Source organism: Bradyrhizobium sp. Ce-3 (assembly GCF_022835695.1).
Taxonomy (GTDB): Bacteria; Pseudomonadota; Alphaproteobacteria; order Rhizobiales; family Xanthobacteraceae; genus Bradyrhizobium.
Genome location: NZ_BQUV01000006.1, coordinates 180,382 through 205,968, shown reverse-complemented (window position 1 = coordinate 205,968; position 25,587 = coordinate 180,382). Strand labels below are relative to the sequence as shown.

22 protein-coding genes are annotated in these 25,587 nt (G+C 66.5%); 12 read left to right on the top strand and 10 right to left on the bottom strand.

The window, feature by feature from the left end; all coding sequences use genetic code 11:
• Window positions 1-53 precede the first annotated feature (53 nt).
• Genes BRSPCE3_RS21730 through BRSPCE3_RS21720 form a run of 3 tightly spaced genes read right to left on the bottom strand, consistent with a single transcriptional unit; the run spans window position 54 to window position 1,598 of the window.
• The gene (locus tag BRSPCE3_RS21730; RefSeq protein WP_244068145.1) at window positions 54-656 is read right to left on the bottom strand and encodes a TlpA disulfide reductase family protein; all 603 of its coding nucleotides are present in this window, start codon (window positions 654-656) and stop codon (window positions 54-56) included.
• A gap of 35 nt (window positions 657-691) precedes the next feature.
• On the bottom strand, window positions 692-1,195 hold the full coding sequence (locus BRSPCE3_RS21725) for a hypothetical protein (RefSeq protein WP_244068144.1): 504 nt from the start codon (window positions 1,193-1,195) through the stop codon (window positions 692-694).
• A gap of 10 nt (window positions 1,196-1,205) precedes the next feature.
• Complete coding sequence (locus tag BRSPCE3_RS21720) at window positions 1,206-1,598, bottom strand: DoxX family protein (protein ID WP_244068143.1); 393 nt, start codon at window positions 1,596-1,598, stop codon at window positions 1,206-1,208.
• Window positions 1,599-1,725: 127 nt separating this feature from the next.
• On the opposite strand from BRSPCE3_RS21720, the gene BRSPCE3_RS21715 reads away from it, so the two are divergent.
• The 5 genes from BRSPCE3_RS21715 (at window position 1,726) to BRSPCE3_RS21695 (ending at window position 5,787) form a co-directional block, all read left to right on the top strand.
• Window positions 1,726-2,181 carry a helix-turn-helix domain-containing protein gene (locus tag BRSPCE3_RS21715; RefSeq protein ID WP_244068142.1) on the top strand — a complete coding sequence of 152 codons (456 nt, stop codon included), beginning with the start codon at window positions 1,726-1,728 and terminating at the stop codon, window positions 2,179-2,181.
• A gap of 278 nt (window positions 2,182-2,459) precedes the next feature.
• Window positions 2,460-3,884: a metalloprotease TldD gene (tldD, locus tag BRSPCE3_RS21710; RefSeq protein ID WP_244068141.1), complete on the top strand. Its 1,425-nt coding sequence runs from the start codon at window positions 2,460-2,462 to the stop codon at window positions 3,882-3,884.
• Window positions 3,884-4,654, top strand: coding sequence for a signal peptidase I (gene lepB, locus BRSPCE3_RS21705; RefSeq protein WP_244068139.1), 771 nt, complete (start codon window positions 3,884-3,886; stop codon window positions 4,652-4,654). Before tldD ends, lepB begins: the two co-directional genes overlap by 1 nt.
• Before the next feature lie 111 nt (window positions 4,655-4,765).
• The gene (locus tag BRSPCE3_RS21700) at window positions 4,766-5,110 is read left to right on the top strand and encodes an MmcQ/YjbR family DNA-binding protein (protein ID WP_244068138.1); all 345 of its coding nucleotides are present in this window, start codon (window positions 4,766-4,768) and stop codon (window positions 5,108-5,110) included.
• 110 nt (window positions 5,111-5,220) lie between these two features.
• Window positions 5,221-5,787 carry a nucleotidyltransferase family protein gene (locus tag BRSPCE3_RS21695; protein ID WP_244068137.1) on the top strand — a complete coding sequence of 189 codons (567 nt, stop codon included), beginning with the start codon at window positions 5,221-5,223 and terminating at the stop codon, window positions 5,785-5,787.
• 117 nt (window positions 5,788-5,904) lie between these two features.
• Here BRSPCE3_RS21695 and BRSPCE3_RS21690 read toward each other — a convergent pair whose 3' ends face one another.
• From BRSPCE3_RS21690 to BRSPCE3_RS21680, 3 genes are all read right to left on the bottom strand, one after another.
• Window positions 5,905-6,459, bottom strand: a complete 555-nt coding sequence (locus BRSPCE3_RS21690; RefSeq protein WP_244068136.1) for a PAN domain-containing protein — start codon at window positions 6,457-6,459, stop codon at window positions 5,905-5,907.
• A 143-nt stretch (window positions 6,460-6,602) separates the two neighbouring features.
• Window positions 6,603-7,973, bottom strand: coding sequence for a glutamate--cysteine ligase (locus BRSPCE3_RS21685; RefSeq protein WP_244068135.1), 1,371 nt, complete (start codon window positions 7,971-7,973; stop codon window positions 6,603-6,605).
• Between the two features lie 93 nt (window positions 7,974-8,066).
• A complete protein-coding gene (locus BRSPCE3_RS21680; protein ID WP_244068134.1) occupies window positions 8,067-8,591 on the bottom strand; it encodes a MarR family winged helix-turn-helix transcriptional regulator in 525 nt (174 codons plus the stop codon).
• Window positions 8,592-8,721: 130 nt separating this feature from the next.
• On the opposite strand from BRSPCE3_RS21680, the gene gstA reads away from it, so the two are divergent.
• From gstA to BRSPCE3_RS21655, 5 genes are all read left to right on the top strand, one after another.
• Complete coding sequence (gene gstA, locus BRSPCE3_RS21675; protein ID WP_244068133.1) at window positions 8,722-9,339, top strand: glutathione transferase GstA; 618 nt, start codon at window positions 8,722-8,724, stop codon at window positions 9,337-9,339.
• A gap of 295 nt (window positions 9,340-9,634) precedes the next feature.
• Window positions 9,635-10,819 carry a hypothetical protein gene (locus BRSPCE3_RS21670; RefSeq protein WP_244068132.1) on the top strand — a complete coding sequence of 395 codons (1,185 nt, stop codon included), beginning with the start codon at window positions 9,635-9,637 and terminating at the stop codon, window positions 10,817-10,819.
• Between the two features lie 98 nt (window positions 10,820-10,917).
• The gene (locus BRSPCE3_RS21665) at window positions 10,918-12,708 is read left to right on the top strand and encodes a type I secretion system permease/ATPase (RefSeq protein ID WP_244068131.1); all 1,791 of its coding nucleotides are present in this window, start codon (window positions 10,918-10,920) and stop codon (window positions 12,706-12,708) included.
• A complete protein-coding gene (locus BRSPCE3_RS21660; protein WP_244068129.1) occupies window positions 12,701-13,993 on the top strand; it encodes an HlyD family type I secretion periplasmic adaptor subunit in 1,293 nt (430 codons plus the stop codon). Before BRSPCE3_RS21665 ends, BRSPCE3_RS21660 begins: the two co-directional genes overlap by 8 nt.
• A gap of 170 nt (window positions 13,994-14,163) precedes the next feature.
• Window positions 14,164-14,472 (top strand): hypothetical protein, encoded by a 309-nt coding sequence (locus BRSPCE3_RS21655; RefSeq protein WP_244068128.1) that lies wholly within the window; start codon window positions 14,164-14,166, stop codon window positions 14,470-14,472.
• A gap of 301 nt (window positions 14,473-14,773) precedes the next feature.
• Here the strand turns inward: BRSPCE3_RS21655 and BRSPCE3_RS21650 are convergent, their stop codons facing one another.
• The 4 genes from BRSPCE3_RS21650 to BRSPCE3_RS21635 all read right to left on the bottom strand — a co-directional run bounded on the left by BRSPCE3_RS21650 (window position 14,774) and on the right by BRSPCE3_RS21635 (window position 20,601).
• Window positions 14,774-16,987, bottom strand: a complete 2,214-nt coding sequence (locus tag BRSPCE3_RS21650; protein WP_244068126.1) for a 3-hydroxyacyl-CoA dehydrogenase NAD-binding domain-containing protein — start codon at window positions 16,985-16,987, stop codon at window positions 14,774-14,776.
• 18 nt (window positions 16,988-17,005) lie between these two features.
• Complete coding sequence (locus tag BRSPCE3_RS21645; protein WP_244068125.1) at window positions 17,006-18,214, bottom strand: acetyl-CoA C-acetyltransferase; 1,209 nt, start codon at window positions 18,212-18,214, stop codon at window positions 17,006-17,008.
• A gap of 73 nt (window positions 18,215-18,287) precedes the next feature.
• Window positions 18,288-20,075, bottom strand: coding sequence for an acyl-CoA dehydrogenase C-terminal domain-containing protein (locus tag BRSPCE3_RS21640; protein ID WP_244068123.1), 1,788 nt, complete (start codon window positions 20,073-20,075; stop codon window positions 18,288-18,290).
• Between the two features lie 109 nt (window positions 20,076-20,184).
• Window positions 20,185-20,601 (bottom strand): nuclear transport factor 2 family protein, encoded by a 417-nt coding sequence (locus tag BRSPCE3_RS21635; RefSeq protein ID WP_244068122.1) that lies wholly within the window; start codon window positions 20,599-20,601, stop codon window positions 20,185-20,187.
• Window positions 20,602-20,798: 197 nt separating this feature from the next.
• Here BRSPCE3_RS21635 and BRSPCE3_RS21630 point away from each other — a divergent pair, with 197 nt between their 5' ends.
• Both BRSPCE3_RS21630 and BRSPCE3_RS21625 read left to right on the top strand, forming a co-directional pair.
• Window positions 20,799-21,386, top strand: coding sequence for a PadR family transcriptional regulator (locus tag BRSPCE3_RS21630; protein WP_026191938.1), 588 nt, complete (start codon window positions 20,799-20,801; stop codon window positions 21,384-21,386).
• A gap of 371 nt (window positions 21,387-21,757) precedes the next feature.
• Window positions 21,758-25,330: a tetratricopeptide repeat protein gene (locus tag BRSPCE3_RS21625; protein ID WP_244068120.1), complete on the top strand. Its 3,573-nt coding sequence runs from the start codon at window positions 21,758-21,760 to the stop codon at window positions 25,328-25,330.
• Window positions 25,331-25,587 lie beyond the last annotated feature (257 nt).

Genomic DNA, 25,587 nt, shown 5'->3' with positions numbered 1-25,587 from the left:
TCGTGGATTGACCGGTCCCGGATTTCGCTTCGCTTCATCCGGGCTACGCGATCTCACCGCCCACCGGCCGCATAATAATCGAACACCGCACCCGCCTCCGTGGACAGCCAGTCCGCCTCTCCCGTGATATAGCCCTCGACCTGTCCGGTGATGCCGATCAGGAACGAGATCGGCATGCCGTAGAGCGCGAACGGCGTGTCGACCTCGGCGGCGTCGACGCGCGAGACGAGACCGCCCGGATCGAAGCCGATCGCAAGCTTGCGAAGCTTGAGCTGCCTGACATAGGGCGCGACCGCCGCCCGGTTGCGATCGGTGCTGATGGCGACAACCGTAAGGTCGCTGCGGCCGCTGGCGGCGAGCCGATCCAGCATCGGCAGCTCGGTGCGGCACGCCGCGCACCAGGTGGCCCAGAAGTTCACCAGCACCAGCCTGCCTCTGAACGCGGCGAGGTCGAGCACGCCGCCGGCGAGCGCGGGGATCGCAACCGGCGGCACCGGGCGGGCGCCCTCGATCTGCGTGAACTGGTGCCGGATGGTGCCGAATTGCGGCGGCCCCGACGCGGCGTGCAGACGTGCTGCCGGCATCGCGAACGAGGCACCGGCGCCGATCATGCCGGCGACAACGGCGCGGCGCGTGGGCACGCGAACAGACGTCATGTCGGGTTCTCCGCTTGCGTTGATGGCCAGATCGTTCAGGACCGGATGTAGGACCAGCCGGCTTCCTGCAATTCGATGATCCGACCGGGCCCATTCGGCACCAGGTCGACATTGTCGAGCAGGACCAGCGGATGTCCCTCGGCGCGTTCCATGCCGAGCTTGGTGGCTTCGCAGACCACGAAACGGATGTCCGGTGTGAGGCCCCGCACCACCCGCAACAAATCCTTCACCGGCGAAGTATCGGCCCGCAGCATGTGGACGCCGGCATTGTAGGCAACGACTTCGATCTCGAACGGCTCGTTGCGCTCCCGATAATATTTCGGGAGGTTGAGCGCGGTCGAGATCAGCGCCCGCATCGTGGTCGGGTCGTCGCTGTTGATCGGCAGCACCACATGGTGCACGCGCGGCTCCGCCTTCTTCGGCTCCGGCTTGGAGACCGCCGCGACCGAGCCGGTGAGCAGCAATGTCACCGCGAACGGCACCGCGAAGGCCAGCGCAAGCCCCGCGGCTAGCGTGAGGATCCGGCGAGAGACGCGCATCGCGTCCACCTCACGGTGCGCTCGGGAGCAGGGCGAGCTGGCTGCGCTTGGCGTAGGCGACGATCGCGCTCAGCGTCAGCAGCACCAGGGCGGGCACCGGCGAGCCGCCGATCACGAACAGATGCGTGAGGGTGGCGCCAACCATGATGCAGCTCAGCAGCACGCCGCCGAACGCTGCGACCGGGGGCAGCAGGATCAGGACGGCACCGAGCAGCTCCAGCGATCCGGTGAGATAGCGGAACCATTGGCCGAGCCCAATGTGCTCGAATTCCTCGACCAGCATCGGCACGCCGTAGAGCTTGGCGGCGCCCGCGGCGGCAAAGGCCAAGGCAAGCAGGCCCCTCACGACCCAGAGGCTGACGGATTTCCAGCGCGACGGCGCCGCGGCAACAGCAACTGACATGGATTGCTCCCCAATTGTTCGAACAGGCCGCGCGGTCCCCCACCCCTTCGGGGTGGCCGCGGCTTTCGATGCACTAAATTCGGGAGTAAGATGAAAAGAACAAGTAGGATGCTTTTTGTGAGGTAGTATGAAAAAACTGACTATTGAGCCTCAAGAGCCTCCTGCGGCGGCGTCCGAGCCGTGCAACGGCGACCTGTCGGCGCAATTTCATCGCGCCCTTTCGGTGCTGGCCGGCAAATGGAAAGGCGACATCCTCTGGCAGCTGGTCGAGCGCAAGCGGCGATTCGGCGAATTGCGCCAGGCGATCCCCGGCGTGACCCAGCACATGCTGACCACCCAGCTGCGCGATCTCGAAGCCAACGGCCTGGTCAAGCGCACCGTCTACCCCGAGGTGCCGCCACGGGTTGAGTACGAGATGACGCCCTCGGCCAAGGCGCTCAAACCTGTGTTCGACGAGCTCTATCGGTGGGCGCAGGAGCATGGGTTTCCGACCTCGGCACAGGGCGCGGCCCAGCCGAAGCCTGAACCGTCCGGCGATGGCGACCTGCCACAAGACCAGCGGCGTAAGGCCGGCCGGCGCTGAAACTGATGACGACAAGGTGAGGGTCGCGAGCGGAAGCCGTGACCAATGTCAACGTCGCGGGCACTCCCGGATTGCCACCTCACACACTATCTCAGACAGTCGCCGTCCAGGCCTGAACCGGGACCGGTGCAGGTTTCCGGGTTGTAAGATGAGTTTTCGGCTCGTCTCTGCTTCAATTGCCCGAAATCCCTGCCTCCGGGTTCCCTACTGGCAATCAGTTGCGCTTCAGGCGAGGATGACGAGGAATGCCCAAGGAATCGCATTGCGTCGGAGTGACCATGACCAATCCTGCCACGACCTCCCTGCTCGACCGCGCCAATCTAGACCGCGATGCCGTCCGCCGCGAGGTGACGCGTGGACTTGAAGGCGCCGACGACGGCGAGCTGTTCCTGGAATACGGGCAGACCGAGGCGCTGGTGTTCGACAACGGCCGGCTCAAGCAGGCAACCTATGACACCTCGCAGGGCTTCGGCCTGCGCGCGGTCAAGGACGACGCGGTCGGCTATGCGCATTCCTCCGACGTCTCGATCCCGGCGCTGATCCGCGCCGCCGATGCGGTGGCGGCAGTGCGCGGCGGCTATGCCGGCACATTCGCGGCGGCGCCGGCCCACACCAATGTCAGACTCTATGGCGACGAGAATCCGCTCGACGGTCCGGCCTTCGAGGCAAAGGTAAAACTGCTCGGCGAGATCGACGCCTATGTCCGGGACAAGGATCCGCGGGTGCGGCAGGTCTCGGCCAGCCTCACCGCGACCTGGCAGGTGGTCGAGATCCTGCGGCCCGACGGCGAGAGCTATCGCGACATCCGCCCGCTGGTGCGCGTCAACGTCTCCGTGGTCGCCGGCCAGGGCGACCGGCAGGAGAGCGGCAGCAAGGGCTATGGCGGCCGCGAGGGCTATGCGCGCTTCATCGAGACCAAGGCCTGGCGCGACGCCGCCGACGGCGCGCTGCGCGAGGCGCTGGTCAATCTCGAATCGGTGCCGGCTCCTGCCGGCGAGATGGACGTCGTGCTCGGGGCCGGCTGGCCCGGCGTGATGCTGCATGAAGCCGTCGGCCACGGGCTCGAGGGCGACTTCAACCGCAAGCAGACCTCCGCCTTCGCCGGCCTGATGGGTCAGCAGGTCGCGGCCAAGGGCGTCACCGTGGTCGACGACGGCACCATGGCGTCGCGCCGCGGCTCGCTCTCGATCGACGACGAAGGCACGCCGACCAACCGCACCGTACTGATCGAGGACGGCATTCTGGTCGGCTACATGCAGGACCGCCAGAACGCGCGCCTGATGGGCATGAAGCCGACCGGCAACGGGCGCCGGCAGAGCTATGCCCATGTGCCGATGCCGCGCATGACCAACACCTACATGCTCTCGGGCGACCGCGACCCGGCCGAGATCATCGCTTCGGTGAAGAACGGCATGTACGCCGCCAATTTCGGCGGCGGCCAGGTCGACATCACCTCCGGCAAATACGTGTTCCAGTGCACCGAGGCCTACAAGATCGAGAACGGCAAGCTCGGCGCGCCGCTGAAGGGCGCCATGCTGATCGGCAATGGACCGACCGATCTCCACAGGATCACCATGATCGGCAACGATCTTGCGCTGGATACGGGAATCGGCACCTGCGGCAAGAACGGCCAGGGCGTGCCGGTCGGCGTCGGCCAGCCGACGCTGCGGATGGAACGGATTACGGTCGGAGGAACGGGCTAGTGAGCAGCGGAAACGAAGTCGTGACGGCCAAGCCGACCAGCTGGCGCGGGCAGGCCGTGCAACTCGCTGCGATCGTGGCCGTCGTGTTCCTCGCCAAAGGCGCGATCGCCGAGCCGTTCTACGTGCCGTCGGGATCGATGGAGCCGACGCTCCTGATCGGCGACGCGCTGGTCGCCTCGAAATTCCCCTATGGCTACGGCGCGGCGTCGCTGCCGATCCAGATCACGCTGCCGGAAACCGGCCGCGTGTTCGGTGAGACGCCGAAGCGCGGCGACGTCGTCGTGTTCCGCTGGCCGGGCGACCGCTCGCAGGCCTGGGTCAAGCGCGTGGTCGGGCTGCCCGGCGATCGCATCCAGATGCGGCAGGGCCAGCTCTTCATCAACGACCATCCGGCGGCGCTGAAGCCTGACGGCACCGGCTTCGCCGAAGACGATCGCGGCGGCGGCGAGGACGCCTACCGCTATATCGAGACGCTGCCGAACGGCGTCAGCCACGCGATCTTCAAGATCCGCGACAATGGCAGGCTCGACAACACCGCCGAGGTGACGGTGCCGCCGGGCCAATTGTTCGTGCTCGGCGACAACCGGGACAATTCCGCCGACAGCCGCGTGCCGGTGCGCGACGGCGGCGTCGGCCTGCTGCCGATCGACAATCTGATCGGCCGCGCCGACGCGGTGGTCGGCTCCTGGGACATGGGCATCCGCAGCCAGCCGGTCTGGACCTGGCTCTCCGGCTTCCGCCTCGCACGCTTCTTCACCTCGGTGCAGTGAGCGCGTAGCCCGGATGCGGCGCAGCGCAATCCGGGAAAGGTCCGTCATCGTGCGAGAACCCCGGATTGCGCTGCGCTCCATCCGGGCTACGTTCTTGGCGAGGCACTGGCCGTGACCTTCGACGACATCAGGCAAATCGCGCTGGCGTGGCCGGAGGTCGAGGACGGCTCGTCCTACGGCACACCGGCACTGAAGGTGCGCAAGAAGATGCTGGTGCGTCTGAAGGAGGACGGCGACAGCCTGGTGATGCCGGGCGTGCCGCCGGACGAGCGCGACATGCTGGTCGAGAGCCAGCCGAAGGTGTTCTACTTCACCGATCACTACCGCGATTATCCGATGGTGCTGATCCGCCTGTCGAAGGCCAAACGCGCGACGATCGAGCCGCTGCTGCGCCGGCACTGGCGCACGCTGGCCTCGAAGAAGGCGGTCAGGGACTACGACGCGACCGCGGCATAGCTTTCGTCCGTCATTGCGAGCGCAGCGAAGCAATCCATGTCACGACATAGCGGATCGATGGATTGCTTCGTCGCTTCGCTCCTCGCAATGACGGCGAGGAACTCGGGAGCATGACCCAGGACGAACTCCTCGCCGCGGCGCTGCGCAACCCGGTCAATCAGGCGATCACCGACGTGCTGCAACGTCTCGCCTTGCCCGACGCCTGGCTGGTGGCGGGCTGCCTGGTGCAGACCGTGTGGAACGTGCTGACCAACCGGCCGCTCGATCACGGCATCAGCGACTACGACGTCTTCTACTTCGATCCGGATCCGTCGTGGGAGGCCGAGGACGCCGTGATCCGCGACCTCAAGGCGCGGCTCGGCCATCTCGGCGTCGCGATCGAGGTCCGCAACCAGGCCCGTGTCCATCTCTGGTATCCGGGCAAGCATGGCCTGCCCTACCCGGCGCTGTCGCGTTCGACCGACGGCATCGATCGCTTCCTCACCGAGAACACCCAGATCGGCATCCGCCGCAGCACGCACGGCCACGACGTCTATGCGCCGCACGGTTTCGATGATGTCGCGCGCATGATCGTGCGGCCGAACCGGACCGCGAATTTCTCGGCGGCGAACTATGCGCGGAAGGCGGAGCGATGGAAGGCGCTGTGGCCGGAGCTCACCGTGCTGGCGGCGGAGTAGCCGCTTCGTGGTTTCGTAGCCCGGATGCAGCGAAGCGAAATCCGGGGCAGCTCTATCCGCGGCGAGCGCGGTCCCGGATTGCGCTTCGCTGCATCCGGGCTACGCATTCTTTGCGTGTCAGCGCACCACGCCCGACGTGAACCCCGCCTTGCGGCGCGGCGGCTTGATCTCTTTCTTCAGGAAGCAATGCGCGTCGCGGCCGGCGTAGCCGGGCCGGGCATAGGTCCAGGCGCGGCACTTGTTGTCGGCGGTGCAGGCCGCCTGGCAGGCCTCGTCGCCGTCGCTGCTCTTCAGTTCGAAATTCTTGTAGTCCCCGCCGAGCCGGTCGATCGAGGTTTCGATGGCGCCGTTGCGCGGTTCGACCACGCCGGCACCGCGCACCCCGGACACGCAGCAGACATCCGGCACCCGTGGCGGCACCGTGCTCTTCAGCCAGCACACCGCGCCATTATTGGCGTCGGTCGGATAGTTGAAACTCCAGGCGCGGCAGCGGCGGTCGCGCTCGCAGGTCAGCGCGCAATCGGCCGGATCGCCTGTCGTCACCGGCGCGTTCAGATAGTCGCCGCCGGGACGGTCGAAATTGGTCTGCGCCAATGCCGGACGTGCGACGACGGCGGCCGCAACGACCGCCAACATCACCACACACGCCCTAAAGAGGCGGCCTATCCCCATGAGAATGCTTTCAAATTCGCGCAGCCCCGCGCACGCCGCGGGGCGTCATTTGAACGCCATGAACCTGTACGGCTGATGAACGGCGGGTGCGACACCACCGCCGCTCGCGCGCGTTTCGGGCCGGGATGAGGGCCGAGCGGGGATTAGAAAGCGTACTCCTGATAGACCGGTTCCACCGAGCCCTTCCAGGCACCGTCGAACTTCTCCAGCATCTCCTCGGCCGGCGAGCGGCCGGCCTCGATGATGCGCTCGAGCGGTTCGAGGAAGCGGCTCTCGTCGCGGCCGAGATGATCGATCCGGCCGCGACGGCGCAATCCGGCATGCGACAGGATCAGGCATTCCTTGGCGATCTCGAACAGATAGCGGTCCTTGATCCGCGCCTTGAAGCCGAAACGCGGCACGTCATCGCGCAGCGCCTGCCGTTCAGGCGCGGTCCAGTGCCGGACGATGTCCCAGGCGGCATCGAGGCTGTCATTATCGTAGAGCAGCCCGACCCAGAATGCCGGTAGCGCCGGCAGCCGGCCCCACGGCACGCCGTCGGCGCCGCGCATCTCGAGGTAACGCTTCAGCCGCACCTCGGGGAAGATCGTCGAGAGATGGTTGGCCCAGTCCGACAGCGTCGGCCGCTCGCCGGGCAGAATCTTGTTCTTGCCGGCGAAGAAATCGCGGAACGACGAGCCGGAGACGTCGATGTATTCCTCGCCGCGCTTGACGAAATACATCGGAACGTCGAGCGCGTAGTCGACATAGCGCTCGAAGCCCATGCCGTCCTCGAACGCGAACGGGATCATGCCGCTTCGCGCATTGTCGGTGTCGCGCCAGATCTCGGAGCGGAACGACAGGAAGCCATTGGGCTTGCCTTCGGTGAACGGCGAGTTGGCGAACAAAGCCGTCGCGATCGGCTGCAGCGCCAGCGACACCCGCAGCTTCTTCACCATGTCGGCTTCCGAGGAGAAGTCGAGATTGGTCTGCACCGTGCAGGTCCGGAACATCATGTCGAGGCCGTATTTGCCGACCTTCGGCATGTAATTTCGCATGATCTTGTAGCGGCCCTTGGGCATCACCGGGATCTGCTCGCGCGACCAGGACGGCGTCATGCCGAGGCCGAGGAAGCCGATGCCGAGCGGGGTTGCGATTTCCCGCACCTGCGCCAGATGCGCCATCAATTCCGACTGGGTCTGGTGCACGGTTTCGACCGGCGCGCCCGACAATTCGAACTGCCCGCCCGGCTCGAGCGAGATCGCGCCGCCGCCGGTGACGTCATAGAGCCCGATGATGTTGCCGCGCTCCATGATCGGCTCCCAGCCGAGCAGGAGCTTCATGCCCTCGAGCAGCGCGCCGATGCCCTTGGCGCCCTCATACGGCACGGGCTGATGGCCCTCGAGCGTGAACGGGGTCTTCTCGTGCTCGGTGCCGATCCGGAATTCGGACTCGGGCTTCACGCCGGCTTCAAGCCACGCCACAAGTTCGTCGCGCGACTGCAGCGGCGTCATGTCGATCTGGTCACGCGCCATACGAAATCCAACTCAAGGGCGCTTCGATCGAAGGCGCGCGGTGGCAGGGGCATCCGTGGGCCACAACGGCCGCGGATGATGGGATCAGGAATATCATCGGGCAGGCACGCCGTCTCGCGCAGGCGCGGCCTTGCTATCGCTCTTCGTATCGACCTTGGCATCGGCCTTGCCGTCGCCACAGGAGCAGCCCAGACGGTCGAGCAGGCCGCACAGCCTTGCCGCGTCGGCATCGGACAGTTTCGAGCCGACATGCTTGTCGATCGCGGCCGAATAGGCGCTCCACATCTTCTTCTGCAACTCGCGGCCGGCTTCGGTGATCTCGACGAACTGGCCGCGCTTGTCGATCTTGCATTCGCGCCGGGCCGCGAGCCCCTCGTCGACCAGCTTGTCGATCAGCCGCGAGGTCGAATATTGCGGAATCAGCATCTGCCGCTCGAGCTCGACCGGGCGCAGCTCGCCGGACGGCGCGCGCGACAGCTCGAGCAGGGCGTCATACCAGGCGAGCGGCGGAAAGCCGGCCTTCTTCAAATCCTGCTCGACGCAGTCAAGCACCCGGCTCGGCACCCGCATCAGGCGGATCCAGGCGGCCGTCGCCTCGCTCGATAGCTTGCGTTTCATCGTCTAGCCCATAAGGTCCCGGCACCGAGTGTACCGCACTGAATGCATCTGCATCAATCTTGACTATTTCATGCAGGTGCATGTAGGCAATCCCTCTCCGGACGCCAAGAACAAGGGAAGGAATACCCCCATGAAGCTTTATTACTCCCCCGGTGCCTGCTCCCTCTCCCCCCACATCGCCCTGCTCGAGGCTGGCCTGCCCTACGACCTGGTCAAGGTCGATCTGCGCGCCAAGAAGCTCGAAAACGGCGACGATTTCCTGCAAGTGAACCCCAAGGGCCAGGTGCCAGCGCTGGCGCTGGATACCGGCGAGATGGTCACCGAAGGGCCGATCATCATCCAGATGATCGCCGACCGGGTCGCCGACCGGAAGCTGGCGCCGGCCCGGGATTCCAACGAGCGCTACAAGCTGCTCGAATGGCTGAACTACATCACGACCGAGCTGCACAAGAACCTCGGCCCGATGTTCTCGCCCGTGCTCGCCGACGACGCCAAGGCCTTCTTCAAGGACCGCGCCATGGGCAAGTTCAAATATGTCGAGAGCCAGCTCGCCGGACGCGAGTACCTGATGGGCAACCAGTTCACGGTCGCCGACGGCTACCTCTTCACCATGATGATGTGGGCGCAGGACCGGCTCGGCTTCGACTTTTCCGGCCTGCCGAACGTGACCGCCTACAAGGCTCGCGTCGCCGCGCGCCCGAAGGTGCAGGAAGCGCTGCAGAAGGAAGGCCTGCTCAAGGCGGCCTGAGCTTTCGCGCCAGTTTCATCAAGACGTGAAAGGGCCGGATCAAGATCCGGCCCTTTTTTCTGCGCGCGATCGACGAGGCCTCGGCATCGCCGTGCGGCAAGTCGACCTCCGGCCGGCCCTCACTACAATTTTCAGCAGTTTGTCGTCTTCCGCGTAGCGGCGCCTTCGCCATGTCGCGAACGCGGCGGCCGGGGTGCGGCAACTATTCCCCTGATCGGGCGTAGCCGAACTGCTGCCTCACCCAGCGGGAGATGCGCATATGAGTAGCTCGCTATCCAGCAACGCGGCCGACCGGATGGTCGAGGTCCTGGCGGGCTCGACGGCGTTGCTTGCAAACCCCGTCGGCAGCCTCACCGACCTTCCGCTCCCGGCGACATCGGTTCTGCCTGAGGACAGCCCCACCGATGCCGCCGCCAGCCAGTTGGCCCACGGCCTGATCGACGCGCTGCCAGCGGCGAATGTGCTCGAAAGCAACGCATCCCTGCTCGACGACGGCCCCGGCGGCGGCGCCGGTTCCGACTTACCGGTGGCCGGGAACTTGCTGAACCCGAGCGACCTGCCTATCGCCGGTGAGCTGCTGAACGCGGTGTTGCCAGCCGAACCCGACCCGGCATCCGCCCTCACGGCATCAGGCGGAATGCTGCAATCCGTGCTCGACACCGCCGGTACCGCGGTTCAGAGCGGGGTGCATTCCGCAGCTGACGTCCTGCCCCAGGCGACTGCCCTGCCCGACGCGCTTCATGGCATCACAAATCTCGGACAGGCGATCGACCTGGGCAGCATCGGCACAATTGGGGCCAATGGCGGCCATGCCAATCTGGTTGCCGACATTCTGGACGTGCCGGGACAGATCCTTGCCGGCAATCTCGGCGAGACGATCGCGCATCTCGGCGCTGACATCTCCGACATCGTCCATGTCGTCTCTGGACTGGTAGACACCGTAGTCTCCGACGTCAGCGGCCTGTTGAGCCCGGTGTCCGGCCTGGTCAACCAGCTCAGCCACGGTCTGCTCGATAGCGGCCTGCTCAATCTCGGCGGCGACGCCACGACTGGCGGTGGATTGCTGGGCGGCTTGCTCGGCGGCCTCACCGGCAGTGGCAGCGGTCAGTTGGCCGGCGGCAATATCGGCCCGGTGCAGACGAACGGACCGACGCCTGACATCCTCGCAGCGCCGACGTCGGGCGATCATCATACGGTCGACACCGGCCAGACCGGACCGCATCTGCTCGACCTCGGCGCCCTCACTAGCTCGCACGGCCTCAACATCCCGAGCCTCGGCGGTGTCGGCGCCGACGGACTGGCCGGCAATCTGCTCGGCAGCCTGAACCTCAATCTGCTCGGCGACAGCAGCGCCTCCGGACCCGCCGCGAGCGCGCCGGTCGCAGCGCCGCTCGATCTCGACGCGGTCGCGCACGATCTGCTCTCGCCGCTCACACATGGTCACGGCATCCTTGATGCGCACGGCACACACATCCTCTGAGGTTACCGCAAATCGGCGGATGCGCGGGAGCGCCGCGCTTCCGCGTCTCCCTCTCCATGTCGATTGGGCATCACAGGCTTGAACATCCGCGGGGCGCGATGATCGGTCAGGGCAAACGCTTCTCCTCACTGCCGGTCGAAATCCGGGACGCGATCACGGCCGTGCGCGGCGCGCTGATCGCCGTGGCGATGGCGAGCGGCCTCGTCAATCTCCTGATGCTGGTCGGCCCGGTCTTCATGCTGCAGACCTACGACCGCGTGCTGCCGAGCCGCAGCGTCCCAACCCTGGTCGGCCTGCTGGCGATCGCGCTGGTGCTGCTCGTCGTGCAGGCCGGCGTCGACGTGCTGCGCAGCCGGCTGCTGGCGCGCATTGCCGAGATCTTCGACGAAAGCATTCGCGGCGCCGTGTTCGACGGCGTGCAGCATGCCTCGCTGAGCCGGCCCAATGGCGACGGCCTGCAGATCATGCGCGACCTCGACACCATCAGGGGTTTTGTCGCCGGCAGCGGCCTGGTCGCGATTTTCGACCTGCCATGGACGCCGCTCTACATCATCGTCTGCACGCTGTTTCATCCGCTGATGGGGCTGGCGGTGGCCGGCGGCGCGGTTGCGCTGGCGCTGATCACGGTCGGCGCCGAGCTGTTCACACGCGCACCGACGCGCTCGCTGGTGGCGCTGGCCTCGTCGCGGCGCCAAATGGCGGAGACCGCCTTCCACCATGCGCCGGTCGTGCACGCGCTCGGCATGCAGCAGCGGATGGGCGAATTGTGGTCGGAGCGCACGCAGGCTTACCTGAACGCGCAGCGCGTGACCTCCGATCTGACCGGCACCTTCGGCAGCGCCTCGCGCTTCCTGCGCATGATGCTGCAATCCGGCGTGCTGGCGCTCGGCGCCTGGCTCGTGATCAACCAGCAGGCTACCGCCGGCGTCATGCTCGCGGCGACCATCCTCTCGATCCGCGCGCTGGCGCCGATCGAGCTCGCAATTGCCAACTGGCGCAGCTTCATCGCGGTCCGCGCCAGCGTTGGCCGGCTTGCCGAAGCCTTGACCGCGGTGCCGCCGCGGCCGGCGTTCACCCCCTTGCCCGCGCCGAAGAGCGAGCTTCGCGTCACCTCGATCAGCCTGACCGCGCCGGCCAGCGACGCCGTGGTGCTGCATGAGGTGAGCTTCGCGCTGCACACCGGCAACGCGGTCGCAGTCGTCGGCCCGAGCGGTTCCGGCAAATCGACCCTGGCGCGTGCGCTGGTCGGCATCGGCGCCCCGGTGCGCGGCGTGATCCGGATCGACGGCGCCACGCTGGCGCAATGGGATCCGCTCGCGCTCGGTCCGTCGATCGGCTATTTGCCGCAGGACGTCGCGCTGTTCCGCGGCACGGTGGCCGAGAACATCTCCCGCTTCGCCGCCGAACCCGATGCGGCCAAGCTGCTCGCCGCCGCGCGCGAGGCCGGCGTGCACGAGTTGATCCTTCGGCTGCCTGACGGCTACGAGACCGAAGTGGGCGACGGCGGCCTGATGCTGTCGGGCGGCCAGCGGCAGCGCATTGCGCTGGCCCGTGCGCTCTATGGCGATCCGTTCCTGGTCGTGCTCGACGAGCCGAACTCGAATCTGGATTCCGAGGGCGAGCGCGCGCTGATCCTCGCCATCGCGCGGGTCCGCGCCCGCGGCGGCATCGCGATCGTGATCGCGCATCGGCCGGCGGTGCTGCAGGCGGTCGATCACATGCTGGTGCTGAACGAGGGACGCATGCAGGCCTTCGGCACCACGGCGGCGGTGCTGCCTCTGCTGGTGCCGAAAACATCGCAGCCGGCGCCAGCCACGGCCGCAGAGCCGGCCCCGGTTCCCGCGCGCCGCCGACGCAAGAAGGAAGCGGAGCCACGGCAAAATGCCTAGCGCCCGGCAGTCCATTCGCCATCACATCCTCGCGGTCGCCATCGCTGCGGCGTTCCTCGTCGCCAGCATCGGCATCATGGGCGCGGCGACCAGGATGTCGGGTGCGATCATCTCGCAGGGATCGCTGGTGGTCGAATCCAGCGTCAAGAAAGTGCAGCATCCGTCCGGCGGCGTCGCCAAGAAGCTCTTGGTCGAGGACGGCAGCCGCGTCGCCAAGGACGACCTGTTGATCCTGATGGACGAGACAGTGGCGCAGGCCAATCTCACCGCGGTGACCAAGAGCCTGTGGGAGCTCGAAGCGCGCCGCGCGCGGCTGCAGGCTGAGCGCGACGGCGATGCCGAGATCATCTTCCCCGACAGCGTGGCGGCGCTCAACGATCCCGCGGCGCAGGCGGTGGTCTCGGGCGAGCGCCGGTTCTTCCAGCTGCGCAGGGACGCCAATGACGGGCAGAAGCAGCAATTGAAGGAGCAGATCGCGCAGCTCAAGGAGCAGATCGGGGGCATGCAGGACCAGTTGAGCGCCAAGAAGCAGGAAGCCGATCTGATCGCCAACGAATTGACCGGCGTACAGCAGCTCTGGGAGCAGCGCCTGGTCTCGCTGTCGCGCCTCTCCGCGCTGCAGCGTGATTCGGCGCGGCTGCTCGGCGAGCGCGGCCAGCTCACCGCGTCGATCGCCCAGGCCAAGGGCAAGATCTCGGAGACCGAGCTGAAGATCCTGCAGGTCGATCAGGATTTCCGCTCCGGCGTGGCCAAGGAGCTGGCCGACATCCGCGCCAAATATGCCGATACGATCGAGAAGCAGGTCACCGCGAAGGACCAGACCGAGAAGCTCGAGATCCGCGCACCGCAGGCCGGCGTCGTCCACGATCTCACCATCCACACCCAGGGCGGCGTGATCGCGGCCGGCGAAACCATCATGACCATCGTGCCCGACCAAGACAATCTGATCGTCGAGACTCATGTTGCGCCGCAGGATATCGATCAGGTCAAGCTCGGCGCATCGGCGGTGCTGCGCTTCACCAATTTCAACCAGCGCACCACGCCCGAGATCGAGGGCGAGGTCAGCCGGATCGGCGCCGACGTCTCGCGCGACGACAAGACGGCCCCGACCTACTTCCTTGTCCGCATTGCGATTCCGCCGGCAGAGCTGAACAAGCTCGCGGCCGCACATCTGCTGCCGGGCATGCCGGTCGAGGTGTTCATTCCGACCAGCGAGCGAACCGTGCTGTCCTATCTGATGAAGCCGCTGGCCGACCAGGTGCACCGCGCCTTCAGGGAGAAATGAGCGGTGCAAACTTTCGGCACGCGCTGGAACAAATCAAAATTAATCCGCATTGTACCGGTTAAGACTAAGTCGGTGTACTTCCGGCTGAGGGCGTAGCTGTCCTTGTTCGTGCGATCCAACTGACCGACTATGACCTGCGGCGCGCCCTCCGCTCCAACTGGTCTGAAAATGTGACGATCGCCTTTACCCTGTTATTGACCAGCACGCTCGTTGGGCTGGCAACCAGTTTGTATTTTCGGGTTTGGACATTGATGCTGGTGTCGCCGCTGATCGCGGTGCTCGCGGTCATCGTGCTCCAGTCCGACGGCTATGCCTTTGCCACCGGCGCTCCGATCGTCGTCGCCTGCCTCGCCTTCAATCAGATCGCCTATCTCGCCGGCGCTTTGCTGTCGCCGGAGAACGACGGCTCAATGGCGGAAGAAATCGACGGCATTCCAGGCCGCCACCGCAAGCACAAGGTCCACGGCCAGGACGAGTAGCACGAGGCCGGTCCAGGACGGCCCCTTGCCCCGCAAGCGCAGCAGATTCCAACGTCGCGGCGATGGCAACGAACGCTTGCCCGCGGTTTCAGCGACCCCATGCTTGAGCACAACACGCATCTGCACGACACCCCAGCCTGATCGTCTCAGCGATCGACCAGCAAGAGTGATGCCAGCAGCGTGGTGCCAGTTGGGAGCAAGCATGGCGGGACTTTGACCGCGATGACCGTCACGCAACAGGATCAAGTCGGATCGATGACCGGCTTGATCCTGTGCGGTCTGTCCCGGAGAGAGACGACGCTTACGCCGCCTGCTTCTTCGGCGGGAAGCGACCGTAGAAGGTCTCGCCCTTGGCCGCCATCTCCTCGAGCAGCTTCGGCGGCGTGAAGCGCGAGCCGTACTTCTTCTCGAAGGTGTGGCAGAGTTCGACGAACTTCCTGGTGCCCATGAAGTCGATGTAGGACAGCGCACCGCCGGTGAACGGCGCGAAGCCGAAGCCGAGGATCGAGCCGACATCCGCCTCGCGCACGTCGGTGATGACGTGATCCTCGACGGTGCGCGCGGCCTCCACCGCCTGCACCACCAGGAAGCGCTGCTTCAACTCCTCGACGCTGAGCGTGTCGGGATCGAGCCGCTTGGGCTGCAGATCGGCCAGCCCCGGCCACAGGCTCTTCTGACCCTTGCCCTTCTCGGGATAGTCGTAGAAGCCCTTGCCGTTCTTGCGGCCGAAGCGGCCCTGCTTCTCGACCATCTCGACCATCAGCTTCTTCTGCGCCTGGTCGATCGCGTTGGGGCCGAGATCGGCCTCGGTCGCCTTGGTGATCTTCAGCCCGAGATCGAGCGCGACCTCATCCTGCAGCGATAGCGGCCCGACCGGCATGCCGGCCATCTTGGCGGTGTTCTCGATCATCGCCGGCGGCACGCCTTCGAGCAGCATCTCGTTGCCCTCGGAGATGTAGCGCATCACGCAGCGGTTGGCGAAGAAGCCCCTGCTATCATTGACAACGATGGGCGTCTTGCCGATCGCGCGGACATAGTCGAGCGCGGTCGCGAGCGCCACGTCGCCGGTGTTCTTGCCGAGGATGATCTCGACCAGCATCATCTTCTCGACCGGCGAGAAGAAGTGGATGCCGATGAACTTGCCCTGGTCCTTGAACTCCTCGGCCAGCGAATTGATCGGCAGGGTCGAGGTGTTGGAGGCGAAGATCGCGTCCGCCTTCAAGATCGGCTGCGCCTTGGCATAGGTGTCGGCCTTGACCTTGCGGTCCTCGAACACGGCCTCGATGACGAGATCGCAGTCGGAGATCACGTTGTAGTCCGATGTTGCCGAGATGCGCGCCAGGATGGCGTCGCCGGCCTCCTGCTTCATGCGGCCCTTGGCAATCTGCCCGTCGACCACTGTCTTGGCGTGGCCCTTGCCCTTGTCGGCGCTCTCCTGGTCGCGATCAACAAGCACGACGTCGATGCCGGCCTGCGCCGAGACATAGCCGACGCTGGCGCCCATGAAGCCGGCGCCGATCACGGCGAGCTTCTTCACCTTGGTCGGCGGCACGCCGGCCGGGCGACGAGCACCCTTGTTCAATTCCTGCATCGACAGGAACAGCGAGCGGATCATCGCCGCCGCTTCCTTCGAGCGCAGCACCTTGGTGAAGTAACGCGACTCGACTCGCAGCGCGGCGTCGATCGGCAGCTGCAGGCCTTCATAGACGCAGCTCATGATGGCGCGCGCCGCCGGATAATTGTCGTAGGTCTCGCGGCGATAGATCGCGTTGCCGGCCGGGAACATCTGCATGCCGGCCTTCGAGAACACCAGGCCGCCGGGCAGCTTGAAGCCCTTCTCGTCCCACGGCGCCACCGCCTTGCCGCCACCCTTGATCCAGTCCTTCGCGGCCTTGATCAGGTCAGCCGCGGGCACCACCGCGTGAATCAAATTGAGCGCCTTCGCACGCGTGAGATTGACCGCCTCGCCCTTGAGCAGCAATTGCATCGCATCCGCCGGCTGCACCAGGCGCGGCACACGCTGGGTGCCGCCCGCGCCGGGGAACAGGCCGACCTTGATCTCGGGCAGACCGAGCCGGGTCTTCGGGTTCTCGGCCGCGACGCGGTAGTGGCAGGCCAGCGTGATCTCGAAGCCGCCGCCGAGCGCAAGCCCGTTGATCGCGGCGACCCACGGCTTGCCCGAGGTCTCGATCGCGCGGAACGACAGCGACATCTGGCGGCTCTGCTCGAACAGCATCTGGTTCGCGGCTTCCTCGCCCTTCTCCTTGAAGAGCTGCGCGTAGCTGCGGTTCATGCCCTCGAGCATCGAGAGATCGGCGCCGGCGCAGAACGCCTCCTTGGCCGAGGTGATCACGACGCCCTTGATCGCGGCATCGCTGGTCGTCTGCTTGATGATTTCGCCGATCTCCTGGGTCGAGACCTCGTCGAACACGTTCATCGAACGATCGGGGATATCCCAGGTGACCAGCGCAATGCCGTCGGCGTCGACGTCGAACTTGAAATTCTTGTAAGCCATGTTGTTCGCTCCCTCGCCTCAGACGCGCTCGATGATGGTGGCGGTGCCCATGCCGCCGCCGATGCACAGCGTCACCAGCGCAGTCTGCTTGTTGGTGCGCTCGAGCTCGTCGAGCACGGTGCCGAGGATCATCGCGCCGGTCGCCCCGAGCGGATGGCCGAGCGCGATCGCGCCGCCATTGACGTTGATCTTGGCGTTGTCGATGTCGAACGCCTGGATGTAGCGCAGCACCACCGAGGCGAACGCCTCGTTGAGCTCGAACAGGTCGATGTCCGATTTCTTCATGCCGGAGCGCTCGAACAGTTTTTCGGTGACGTCGACAGGGCCGGTCAGCATCATCGCCGGCTCCGAGCCGATATTGGCGAAAGCGCGGATTTTTGCCCGCGGTTTCAGGCCATGTTTCGCGCCCGCTTCCTTGCTGCCGAGCAGCACCGCACCGGCGCCGTCGACGATGCCGGAGGAATTGCCGGCGTGATGCACGTAATTGACCTTCTCGACCTCGGGGTGCGACTGGATCGCCACCGCGTCGAAGCCGGCCATCGCCGCCATCGCCGCGAAGGACGGCTGCAGCTGCGCCAGCGACTGCATCGTCGTGGTCGGGCGCATGTGCTCGTCCTTGGCGAGGATGGTCAGGCCGTTGACGTCCTTGACCGGGACCACCGACTTGCTGAAGCGGCCTTCCTCCCAGGACTTCGCCGCGCGCTGCTGGCTCTGCACCGCGTAGGCGTCGACATCATCGCGCGAAAAACCGTATTTGGTCGCGATCAGGTCGGCCGAGATGCCCTGCGGCATGAAATAGGCCGGCACCGCCATCGAGGGATCCATCGGCCAGGCACCGCCGGAGGCGCCGATGCCGACGCGGCTCATCGATTCCGCGCCGCCGCCGATCACGAGTTCATGCTGGCCGCTCATGATCTGGGCCGCGGCGAAATTCACGGCATCGAGGCCGGAGGCACAGAAACGGCTGATCTGCACGCCCGGCACCTTCTCGCCGAGACCGGCGTTCAGCGCGGCGAAGCGGGCGATGTCGCTTCCGGCCTCGCCGACCGGATCGACCACGCCGAGCACGACGTCGTCGACGGAATCCTCGGGCAGATTGTTGCGCTCCTTCAGCGACTTCAGCGGCACCGTGGCGAGCGCCAGCGCGGTGACCTCGTGCAGCGCGCCGTCGGCCTTGCCGCGGCCGCGCGGGGTACGAACGTGATCGTAGATGTATGCCTCAGGCATGACGCCCTCCTTGATATGAGGATCATAATATATACGGAAGGAAGCGCCGCCGCAGCGCTGCGGCGGCAGTTTTTTAGAACGCTTCCGCCGCCAGTTCCATCGTGGTGGCGCTGCCGCTCTGGATCCGGGCCAGATGCACCACGGTCTCCGGCAGCAGCCGCTCCATGAAGAAGCGGCCGGTGACGAGCTTGGTGTTGAGATAGGGCGTCGTGCCGGCGGCAGCCTTGTCCTGCGCCACCTTGGCCATCTTCGCCCACATGTAGCCGAGCGCGACGAGGCCGAACAATTTCATGTAGTCGGTCGCGGCGGCGCCGGCATTGTCGGGCTTGGTCAGCGCGTTCTGCATCAGCCAGCCGGTGGCCTGCTGCAGATGGCCGAGCGCGGTGGAGAGCGGGGTGATGAACGGCTTCATCGCCTCGTCGGCGCCATGCTCCTTGGCGAAGGCACCGACCTCGCCGAAGAATGCCATCGCGGCGCGGCCGCCGTCGCGCGGCAGCTTGCGGCCGACCAGGTCGAGCGCCTGGATGCCGTTGGCACCCTCATAGATCATCGCGATGCGGGCATCGCGCACGAACTGCTCCATGCCGTGCTCGGCGATATAGCCGTGGCCGCCGAACATCTGCTGCGCCGAGACCGTGTTGGCGAAGCCGGTGTCGGTCAGCACGCCCTTCAGGACCGGTGTCATCAGGCCCATGTGATCGTCCGCCGCCTGACGATCCTTTGGATCGTTGGAACGGTGCGCGACGTCGCTCTTCAGCGCGGTCCACATCACCATGGCGCGCGCCGCCTCGTTGAAGGCGCGGATGGTGAGCAGCGTGCGGCGCACGTCGGGATGCACGATGATCGGGTCGGCCGGCTTCTCGGGCTCCTTCACGCCGGTCAGCGAACGGCCCTGCAGGCGCTCGCGCGCATAGGCGACCGCGTTCTGATAGGCGACTTCCGACTGCGCGAGGCCCTGCACCGCGACGCCGAGGCGCGCCTCGTTCATCATCACGAACATGCCCTGCATGCCCTTGTTCTCTTCGCCGATCAGCCAGCCGGTGGCGTTGTCGTAGTTCATCACACAGGTGGAATTGCCGTGGATGCCCATCTTGTGCTCGATCGAGCCGCAGGTGACGCCGTTGCGCTGCCCCAGCGAGCCGTCGGCATTGACCAGCACCTTGGGCACCACGAACAGCGAGACGCCCTTGATGCCCGCCGGCGCGCCTTCGATACGCGCCAGCACCAGGTGGATGATGTTGTCGGCAAGATCGTGCTCGCCGGCGGAGATGAAGATCTTGGTGCCCGTGATCTGGAAGCTGCCGTCGGCCTGGCGCACCGCCTTGGTGCGCAGCAGCCCGAGATCGGTGCCGCACTGCGGCTCGGTCAGGTTCATGGTGCCGGTCCACTCGCCGGCGACCATCTTCGGCACATAGGTTTTCTTCTGCTCGGGGGTGCCGTGCACCAAGAGCGCCGCGGTCGCGCCCATAGTGAGCCCGCCGTACATCGCGAACGCCATGTTGGCTGAGATCTGGAATTCGTTGACCGCCTGCGAGAGCGTCACCGGCAGGCCCTGGCCGCCGAATTCCGCCGGCGCCGACAGGCCGAGCCAGCCGCCTTCGGCGACCTGCTTGTAGGCGTCCTTGAAGCCCTTCGGCGTGGTGACGCTGCCGTCGTCATTGCGCTTGCAGCCTTCGAGATCGCCGGTGCGATTGAGCGGCTGCAGCACCTCCTCGCTGAGCTTGGCGGCTTCGCCCAGGATCGCCTCGCGCACGTCGGCCGACGCATCGGTGAAGCCGGGAAGATTGCCGTAGCGATCGATCTGGAAAACGTCGTTCAACAGGAAGCTGACGTCTTCGACGGGGGCTTTGTAGGTCGGCATGCTGATCTCCCGGCTGGCTCGTGGCCGCGTTGGCGACCGATGCTGCGCAGCGTTGTCCTTGGGTTTGTTGCAGCGGACCTTATCCGGTTCGGGAGGTCCGCGGCAGGTGCTATCGCGACTGTGATTGCGACGTTGCGCCGCTCTGCTTTATCAACTCCTCGCCCATCATCCGATGCAGCAGGTTGATCGCCTTGAGCGGGCGCACCATCACCTTGAAATGCGTGATCCGGCCGTCGCCATTGAATGTGATGATGTCGACGCCGTTGAGCTTGATGCCGTCGATCTCGTTCTCGAATTCGAGCACCGCGCCGGTGTCGTTCTTCCATTCGCCGAGATATTTGAAGGTCGGTCCGCCGAGCACCTTGGCGGCGCTGGTGAGATATTTGAAGGTAATGTCGCGGCCGCGCTGCGGCGTGTGCACGACCGGACTTTCGAACACCGCGTCGGGATGCAGCAGATCCCACAAAGCGGCGGTGTCGTGGGACTTCATGTAGGCGTACCACTTGTCGAGGCCCGGCTTGCTCATTCGGACGTCTCCTGCGGCGGGGTTGAAGAAGCCTGAACATCGGCCGCGCGCGACAAGGCGGCACGCCGATGCGTATCGGGCGGGCGAGAGCCGAAGGGCGCTCGCCCGCATATGCATATTGACGCATATGCACAGTAACGCATAAAGTCAAGCAAACTTGGGAATGGCTAGTTTGGGAACTCTGATGGAGGTGGGCGTTGGCACTCGGTGACGCAATCCTCGCCTGCCTCACGGAACGTCCGATGACGGGCTATGAGCTCGCCAAGACGTTCGACGCCTCGATCGGCTTCTTCTGGAAGGCCGACCATCAGCAGATCTACCGCGAGCTCTCGCGGCTGCGCGACAAGGGCCATGTCCAGGGCCGCGAGGTCGTGCAATCCGGCAAGCCGAACAAACTGGTCTACACGCTGACGGCCGAGGGTCGCGCGGCGCTGAAGCACTGGGCGGCGCGGCCGAGCGTTCCGCCGTCGATCAAGGACGATTTGCTGGTCCGGCTCTATGCGCTCGACTGCGTCGACATCGAGCCGCTGCGCACCGACCTGATGGCGCGGCTGGAGCATCACCGCGACCGCTATGAGCGCTACGAGCGGCTGCTCAACAAGCGCTTTCCCGACGGCACCGCACCGCCGGCCGACGTCGGCAAGATGCTCAGCCTGCGGCTGGGGATGCGTCATGAGCGCATGGTGGTGGAGTGGTGCGAGGAGGCGCTCGACGCGCTGTCGGCGATGTCCGGCCGCGGCAATGTGCTGCCGCTCGACGACGGCAAGCGCGAAAGCAACGGCTAGAAACAATCGCAAGCCTGTGCGTGCAGTCACGCCAAGCGGCCTTGCTTTGCCTGCGTGTAGCCCGGATGGAGCGAAGCGTAATCCGGGGCGGCTCCACCAGCGGATAGCGCGGCCCCGGATTACGCTTGCGCTCCATCCGGGCTACAGGTCCAACTTCTCCGAAGGCCTGTCCTGATCCGGCGCAACGAGTTCCCGGATTCCCTAACTTTAAGGCCCGCCGGCGGCATTCCTTAACCCGTTATTTACCGTGACGGGAAAAAGTCAGCAGCTGAAGCAGACGACCAGCGCAGAATTCGATTGTCTCTTAACGGGAATGCGCGGGGAGGCTGCGGGCGCAGAGTATGGCGCCGGAGTCGGGACCGGACGGAATCATGAATTCGCGCGTATCGTGGAGTGTTGACGGCATCGATCCCTCCGTCCGCGACAGGGCCGAGGCGGCTGCGCGCCGTGCCGGCATGTCACTGAACGACTGGCTCAATTCCACCGTCGGCGAGCCGAGTCCGCAGGATTGGCGCATGGAGCAGCGGCAGCCGATGCCGACCCGCGAAAGCCGCGAAGTCGCCGACATCCATCAGCGGCTCGACGCCATTACCCGCCAGATCGAACAAATTGCAAAGCCGCTGACGCGCGCCGAAGCCGTGCGCGCCGAAGTGCCGCGCGGCCAGCCCGCCGTGGCGCGGCAGCTGAACGACGCGATCTCGCGTCTCGATGCGCGGCTGTCGCAGATCTCGCGGCCGCAGCCAGCGCGCGAGCCGCAACCCCAGCCGACTCGTGAAGCGCAGATGCAGCGGGAGCCGCAGATGCAAGACCGGCAACTGCAGGACCGGCAACTTGAGGAGAGGCTGCGCCAGGCGGAGGCGGTCGAGCGCGCCGCAGCCCAGGTTTACCGCCCCTCGCCGCCACTGAGCCCCGCCTCGTTCGATTCCGCGATCGCGGAGATCGCCGCGCGCCAGAACGAGCTCGACGCATCAGCAACACGGCAGATGCCGCCGCGCAGCGCGCCGCCGATGCAGCACACTGCGCCGCCAATGGCCGCCTATGCGCCGCCGCCGGCCGCCGCCGCCGGCCCGGACTTCTCCTCGCTCGAGCGCCATCTGCTCAAGATCACGAGCCAGATCGAGGCGCTGCAGCGGCCCGACCATGTCGAGCAATCGATCGCCTCGTTCCGCGGCGAGCTTGCCGAAATCCGCCAGGCCATCACCGAGGCGATGCCGCGGCGCGCGATCGAATCGATCGAGAACGAAATCCGCTCGCTGCATCACCGGATCGACGAGCTCCGCCACGAGGGCAACAACGGCCAGGGCCAGGCGATCGCCGGCATCGAACGCGCGCTGTCGGAAATCCGCGAGGCGCTGCGCACGCTGACGCCCGCCGAGCAGCTCACCGGCTACGACGAGGCGATCCGCAACCTCGGCACCAAGCTCGACATGATCCTGCGCGCCAACGACGACCCGTCGACGGTGCATCAGCTCGAGAGCGCGATCGGCGCGCTGCGCGCCATCGTCTCCAATGTCGCCTCTAACGACGCGCTGCTGCAGCTGTCCGGGGACGTGCACGCGCTGGCCGCGAAAGTCGACCAGCTGTCGCAGATGTCGCGCGCGGAGTCCCACGGCGATGCCTTCGCCGGGATCGAGCAGCGCATTGCCGCATTGGCCTCGACGCTGGAAAGCCGCGAGCGGCCGACCAGCTATGACAATACCGACGCCATCGAGGGCGCCCTGCGCTCGCTGTCGGAGCGGATCGACCGCCTGCAGGTCGGCAACGACAGCTCGTCGGCGTTCACCCATCTCGAACAGCGCGTCTCCTATCTGCTCGAGCGCCTGGAGTCCGCCGATCAGCGCTCCGGCAATCTCGGCCGGGTCGAGGAAGGGCTGCATGACATCATGCGGCACCTCGAGGCGCAGCACGCCCATCTCGCCTCGCTCGCCGACGCCACCCGCAACACCGTTGGCAGCTCCTCGCCGCAGCCGATGATGGACAGCGGCATCGTCGACCTGGTGAAGCGCGAGCTGTCGGACATCCGCTTCAGCCAGTCGGAGACCGATCGCCGCACCCAGGATTCGCTGGAGACCGTTCACAACACGCTCGGCCATGTCGTCGACCGGCTGGCGATGATCGAGAACGATCTGCGCACGGTGCGCACCGCGCCGCCGGCCCCGCCTGTCCCTGCCTATGCCGAACCGCGGATGGAAGCACCGCGGATGGAAATGCCGCGCGCGGCGATGCCGCAGCCGATCGCGCAGCCCAAACCTGAATCGTACAAGCCGGAATCGTACAGGCCCGAACTGCCCAATCCTGCGCTGGCGCAGGAGCACTTCATGTCCGCGCCGCGCGAATTCCATGCCGCGCAGCCGGTCGAGGCCGCGCCACCGCCGCTGCCGCCGCGCGCGATCAGCGAGATCCTCGAACCGCATGCGGCCTCCGCACGCGCTGCGATCGCTCCGGAACTGCCGCCGGATCATCCGCTCGAGCCGGGCACGCGCCCCTCGGGCCGGGCCTCGTCGCCGTCGGAGCGAATTGCGGATTCCGAGCGCGCGATCTCTGATCTTCCCGCCGGCAAGAAGGAGCCGGTCTCGACCTCGAGCTTCATCGCCGCCGCACGTCGCGCCGCGCAGGCCGCCGCCGCGCAACCCGTCAACGACAAGGCGGCACGCGCAGCGAACAAGGCTGCCGCCAAGGCCAAGGACAAGGCCGACAAGGCCGCGAAGGCGGCTGCCGCCAAGGCCGGCGCGCCGGCGACTGGCGCGCTGGCGGCTGGCGCGCCGGAGGCCCAGCCTTCGACCATCACCTCCAAGATCCGCTCGCTGCTGGTCGGCGCGAGCGTGGTCGTGATCCTGCTCTCGACCGCCAAGATGGCGATGAACCTGCTCGACACCAGTTCTGCACCGCAGGTGCCGGCGATCGAGCACAGCGAGCCGGCTCCGGCCCCCGCCCAGCGGCAGCCGCCTGTCGAGAATTCCGTGACGCCCGCGCCGGCTGCGCCTTCGGGCTTGCCCGGGCCGTCGATGACCTCGCCGACCCCGCTCGGCCGCCAGTCCAACAACACGCCGGCGCCGAACACGCTCGACGGCGCGCAGGTGACGATCCCATCGGCCCCCGCGCCCGCAGCCGCTCCGGAGCCGGCCGCGGCACCGCTCGCGGCCGCCAGCGATATCACCGGCACGATTCCGACTGCACCGCCGCTCGGCGGCAAGCTCGCCACGATCCAGATTCCGGCGGGCGAGAAGCTGCCCGACGCGATCGGCGGTCCGGCGCTGCGCACGGCCGCAATCAAGGGCGACGCGGCCGCGGCCTATGAGGTCGGCGTCCGCTTCGCCGAGGGCAAGGGCGTGCCCGCCAATATCGACGAAGCCGCCAAATGGTATGGCCGCGCGGCGCAGGCCGGCGTGGTGCCCGCGATGTTCCGGCTCGGCACCTTCTACGAGAAGGGCCTCAGCGTGAAGCGCGACTTCGATGTGGCGCGACGTTACTACGTGCAGGCCGCGGAGCGCGGCAACGCCAAGGCGATGCATAACCTCGCCGTGCTCGACGCCGACGGCGGCGGCAAGGGCGCCGACTACAAGAGCGCTGCGCAATGGTTCCGCAAGGCGGCCGATCGCGGCGTCGCCGACAGCCAGGTCAACCTCGGCATCCTTTATGCCCGCGGCATCGGGGTCGAACAAAACCTCGCCGAGTCCTTCAAGTGGTTCAGCCTCGCCGCCGCGCAGGGCGACGCCGACGCCGGCCACAAGCGCGACGACATCGCCAAGCGGCTCGACCCGCAGTCGCTGGCCGCCGCCAAGCTTGCGATCCAGACCTTCACGGCCGAGCCGCAGCCGAGCGATGCGGTCAACGTGCCGGCCCCGGCCGGCGGTTGGGACGGCGCGCCCGCCCAGCCCGCGGCGGCGAAATCCGTCAAGCCACCGTCGAAGCGGACGGCGGCGCTCGCTGCGCCAGCTCACTAGGACAACAAGAGCTGCGGCGCCTTGACGGCGCCGCCGTCTTGTCCCTCCGCCCCTCCGCCGTGTAGACAGACGCGCAGTCCCGCGCCGATTGCGCGCGCGTTCCGGAGGGTCAGGCTTGTCCGTCGATGATCGTCAGGATGGTGGAACGGGCCCTCGTTCGTCGCCGACCGGTCCCCGTGTCGCGCCGCCGCGGCAGACTCCATCCCCGTTCGCCCCGTTTGCGGCGCGCCCGAAGGATCCGCCGTCCTCGCCGCCTC

Coding starts and splice junctions, on each gene's coding strand:
- BRSPCE3_RS21680 (WP_244068134.1), bottom strand. CDS start 8,591: ATGAAACGCAAGCTATCGAGCGAGGCGACGGCCGCCTGGATCCGCCTG.
- BRSPCE3_RS21660 (WP_244068129.1), top strand. CDS start 12,701: ATGCCTAGCGCCCGGCAGTCCATTCGCCATCACATCCTCGCGGTCGCC.
- BRSPCE3_RS21690 (WP_244068136.1), bottom strand. CDS start 6,459: ATGGGGATAGGCCGCCTCTTTAGGGCGTGTGTGGTGATGTTGGCGGTC.
- BRSPCE3_RS21625 (WP_244068120.1), top strand. CDS start 21,758: ATGAATTCGCGCGTATCGTGGAGTGTTGACGGCATCGATCCCTCCGTC.
- tldD (WP_244068141.1), top strand. CDS start 2,460: ATGACCAATCCTGCCACGACCTCCCTGCTCGACCGCGCCAATCTAGAC.
- BRSPCE3_RS21635 (WP_244068122.1), bottom strand. CDS start 20,601: ATGAGCAAGCCGGGCCTCGACAAGTGGTACGCCTACATGAAGTCCCAC.
- BRSPCE3_RS21665 (WP_244068131.1), top strand. CDS start 10,918: ATGATCGGTCAGGGCAAACGCTTCTCCTCACTGCCGGTCGAAATCCGG.
- BRSPCE3_RS21725 (WP_244068144.1), bottom strand. CDS start 1,195: ATGCGCGTCTCTCGCCGGATCCTCACGCTAGCCGCGGGGCTTGCGCTG.
- BRSPCE3_RS21715 (WP_244068142.1), top strand. CDS start 1,726: ATGAAAAAACTGACTATTGAGCCTCAAGAGCCTCCTGCGGCGGCGTCC.
- gstA (WP_244068133.1), top strand. CDS start 8,722: ATGAAGCTTTATTACTCCCCCGGTGCCTGCTCCCTCTCCCCCCACATC.
- BRSPCE3_RS21695 (WP_244068137.1), top strand. CDS start 5,221: ATGACCCAGGACGAACTCCTCGCCGCGGCGCTGCGCAACCCGGTCAAT.
- BRSPCE3_RS21670 (WP_244068132.1), top strand. CDS start 9,635: ATGGTCGAGGTCCTGGCGGGCTCGACGGCGTTGCTTGCAAACCCCGTC.
- BRSPCE3_RS21730 (WP_244068145.1), bottom strand. CDS start 656: ATGACGTCTGTTCGCGTGCCCACGCGCCGCGCCGTTGTCGCCGGCATG.
- BRSPCE3_RS21640 (WP_244068123.1), bottom strand. CDS start 20,075: ATGCCGACCTACAAAGCCCCCGTCGAAGACGTCAGCTTCCTGTTGAAC.
- BRSPCE3_RS21685 (WP_244068135.1), bottom strand. CDS start 7,973: ATGGCGCGTGACCAGATCGACATGACGCCGCTGCAGTCGCGCGACGAA.
- BRSPCE3_RS21720 (WP_244068143.1), bottom strand. CDS start 1,598: ATGTCAGTTGCTGTTGCCGCGGCGCCGTCGCGCTGGAAATCCGTCAGC.
- BRSPCE3_RS21645 (WP_244068125.1), bottom strand. CDS start 18,214: ATGCCTGAGGCATACATCTACGATCACGTTCGTACCCCGCGCGGCCGC.
- BRSPCE3_RS21650 (WP_244068126.1), bottom strand. CDS start 16,987: ATGGCTTACAAGAATTTCAAGTTCGACGTCGACGCCGACGGCATTGCG.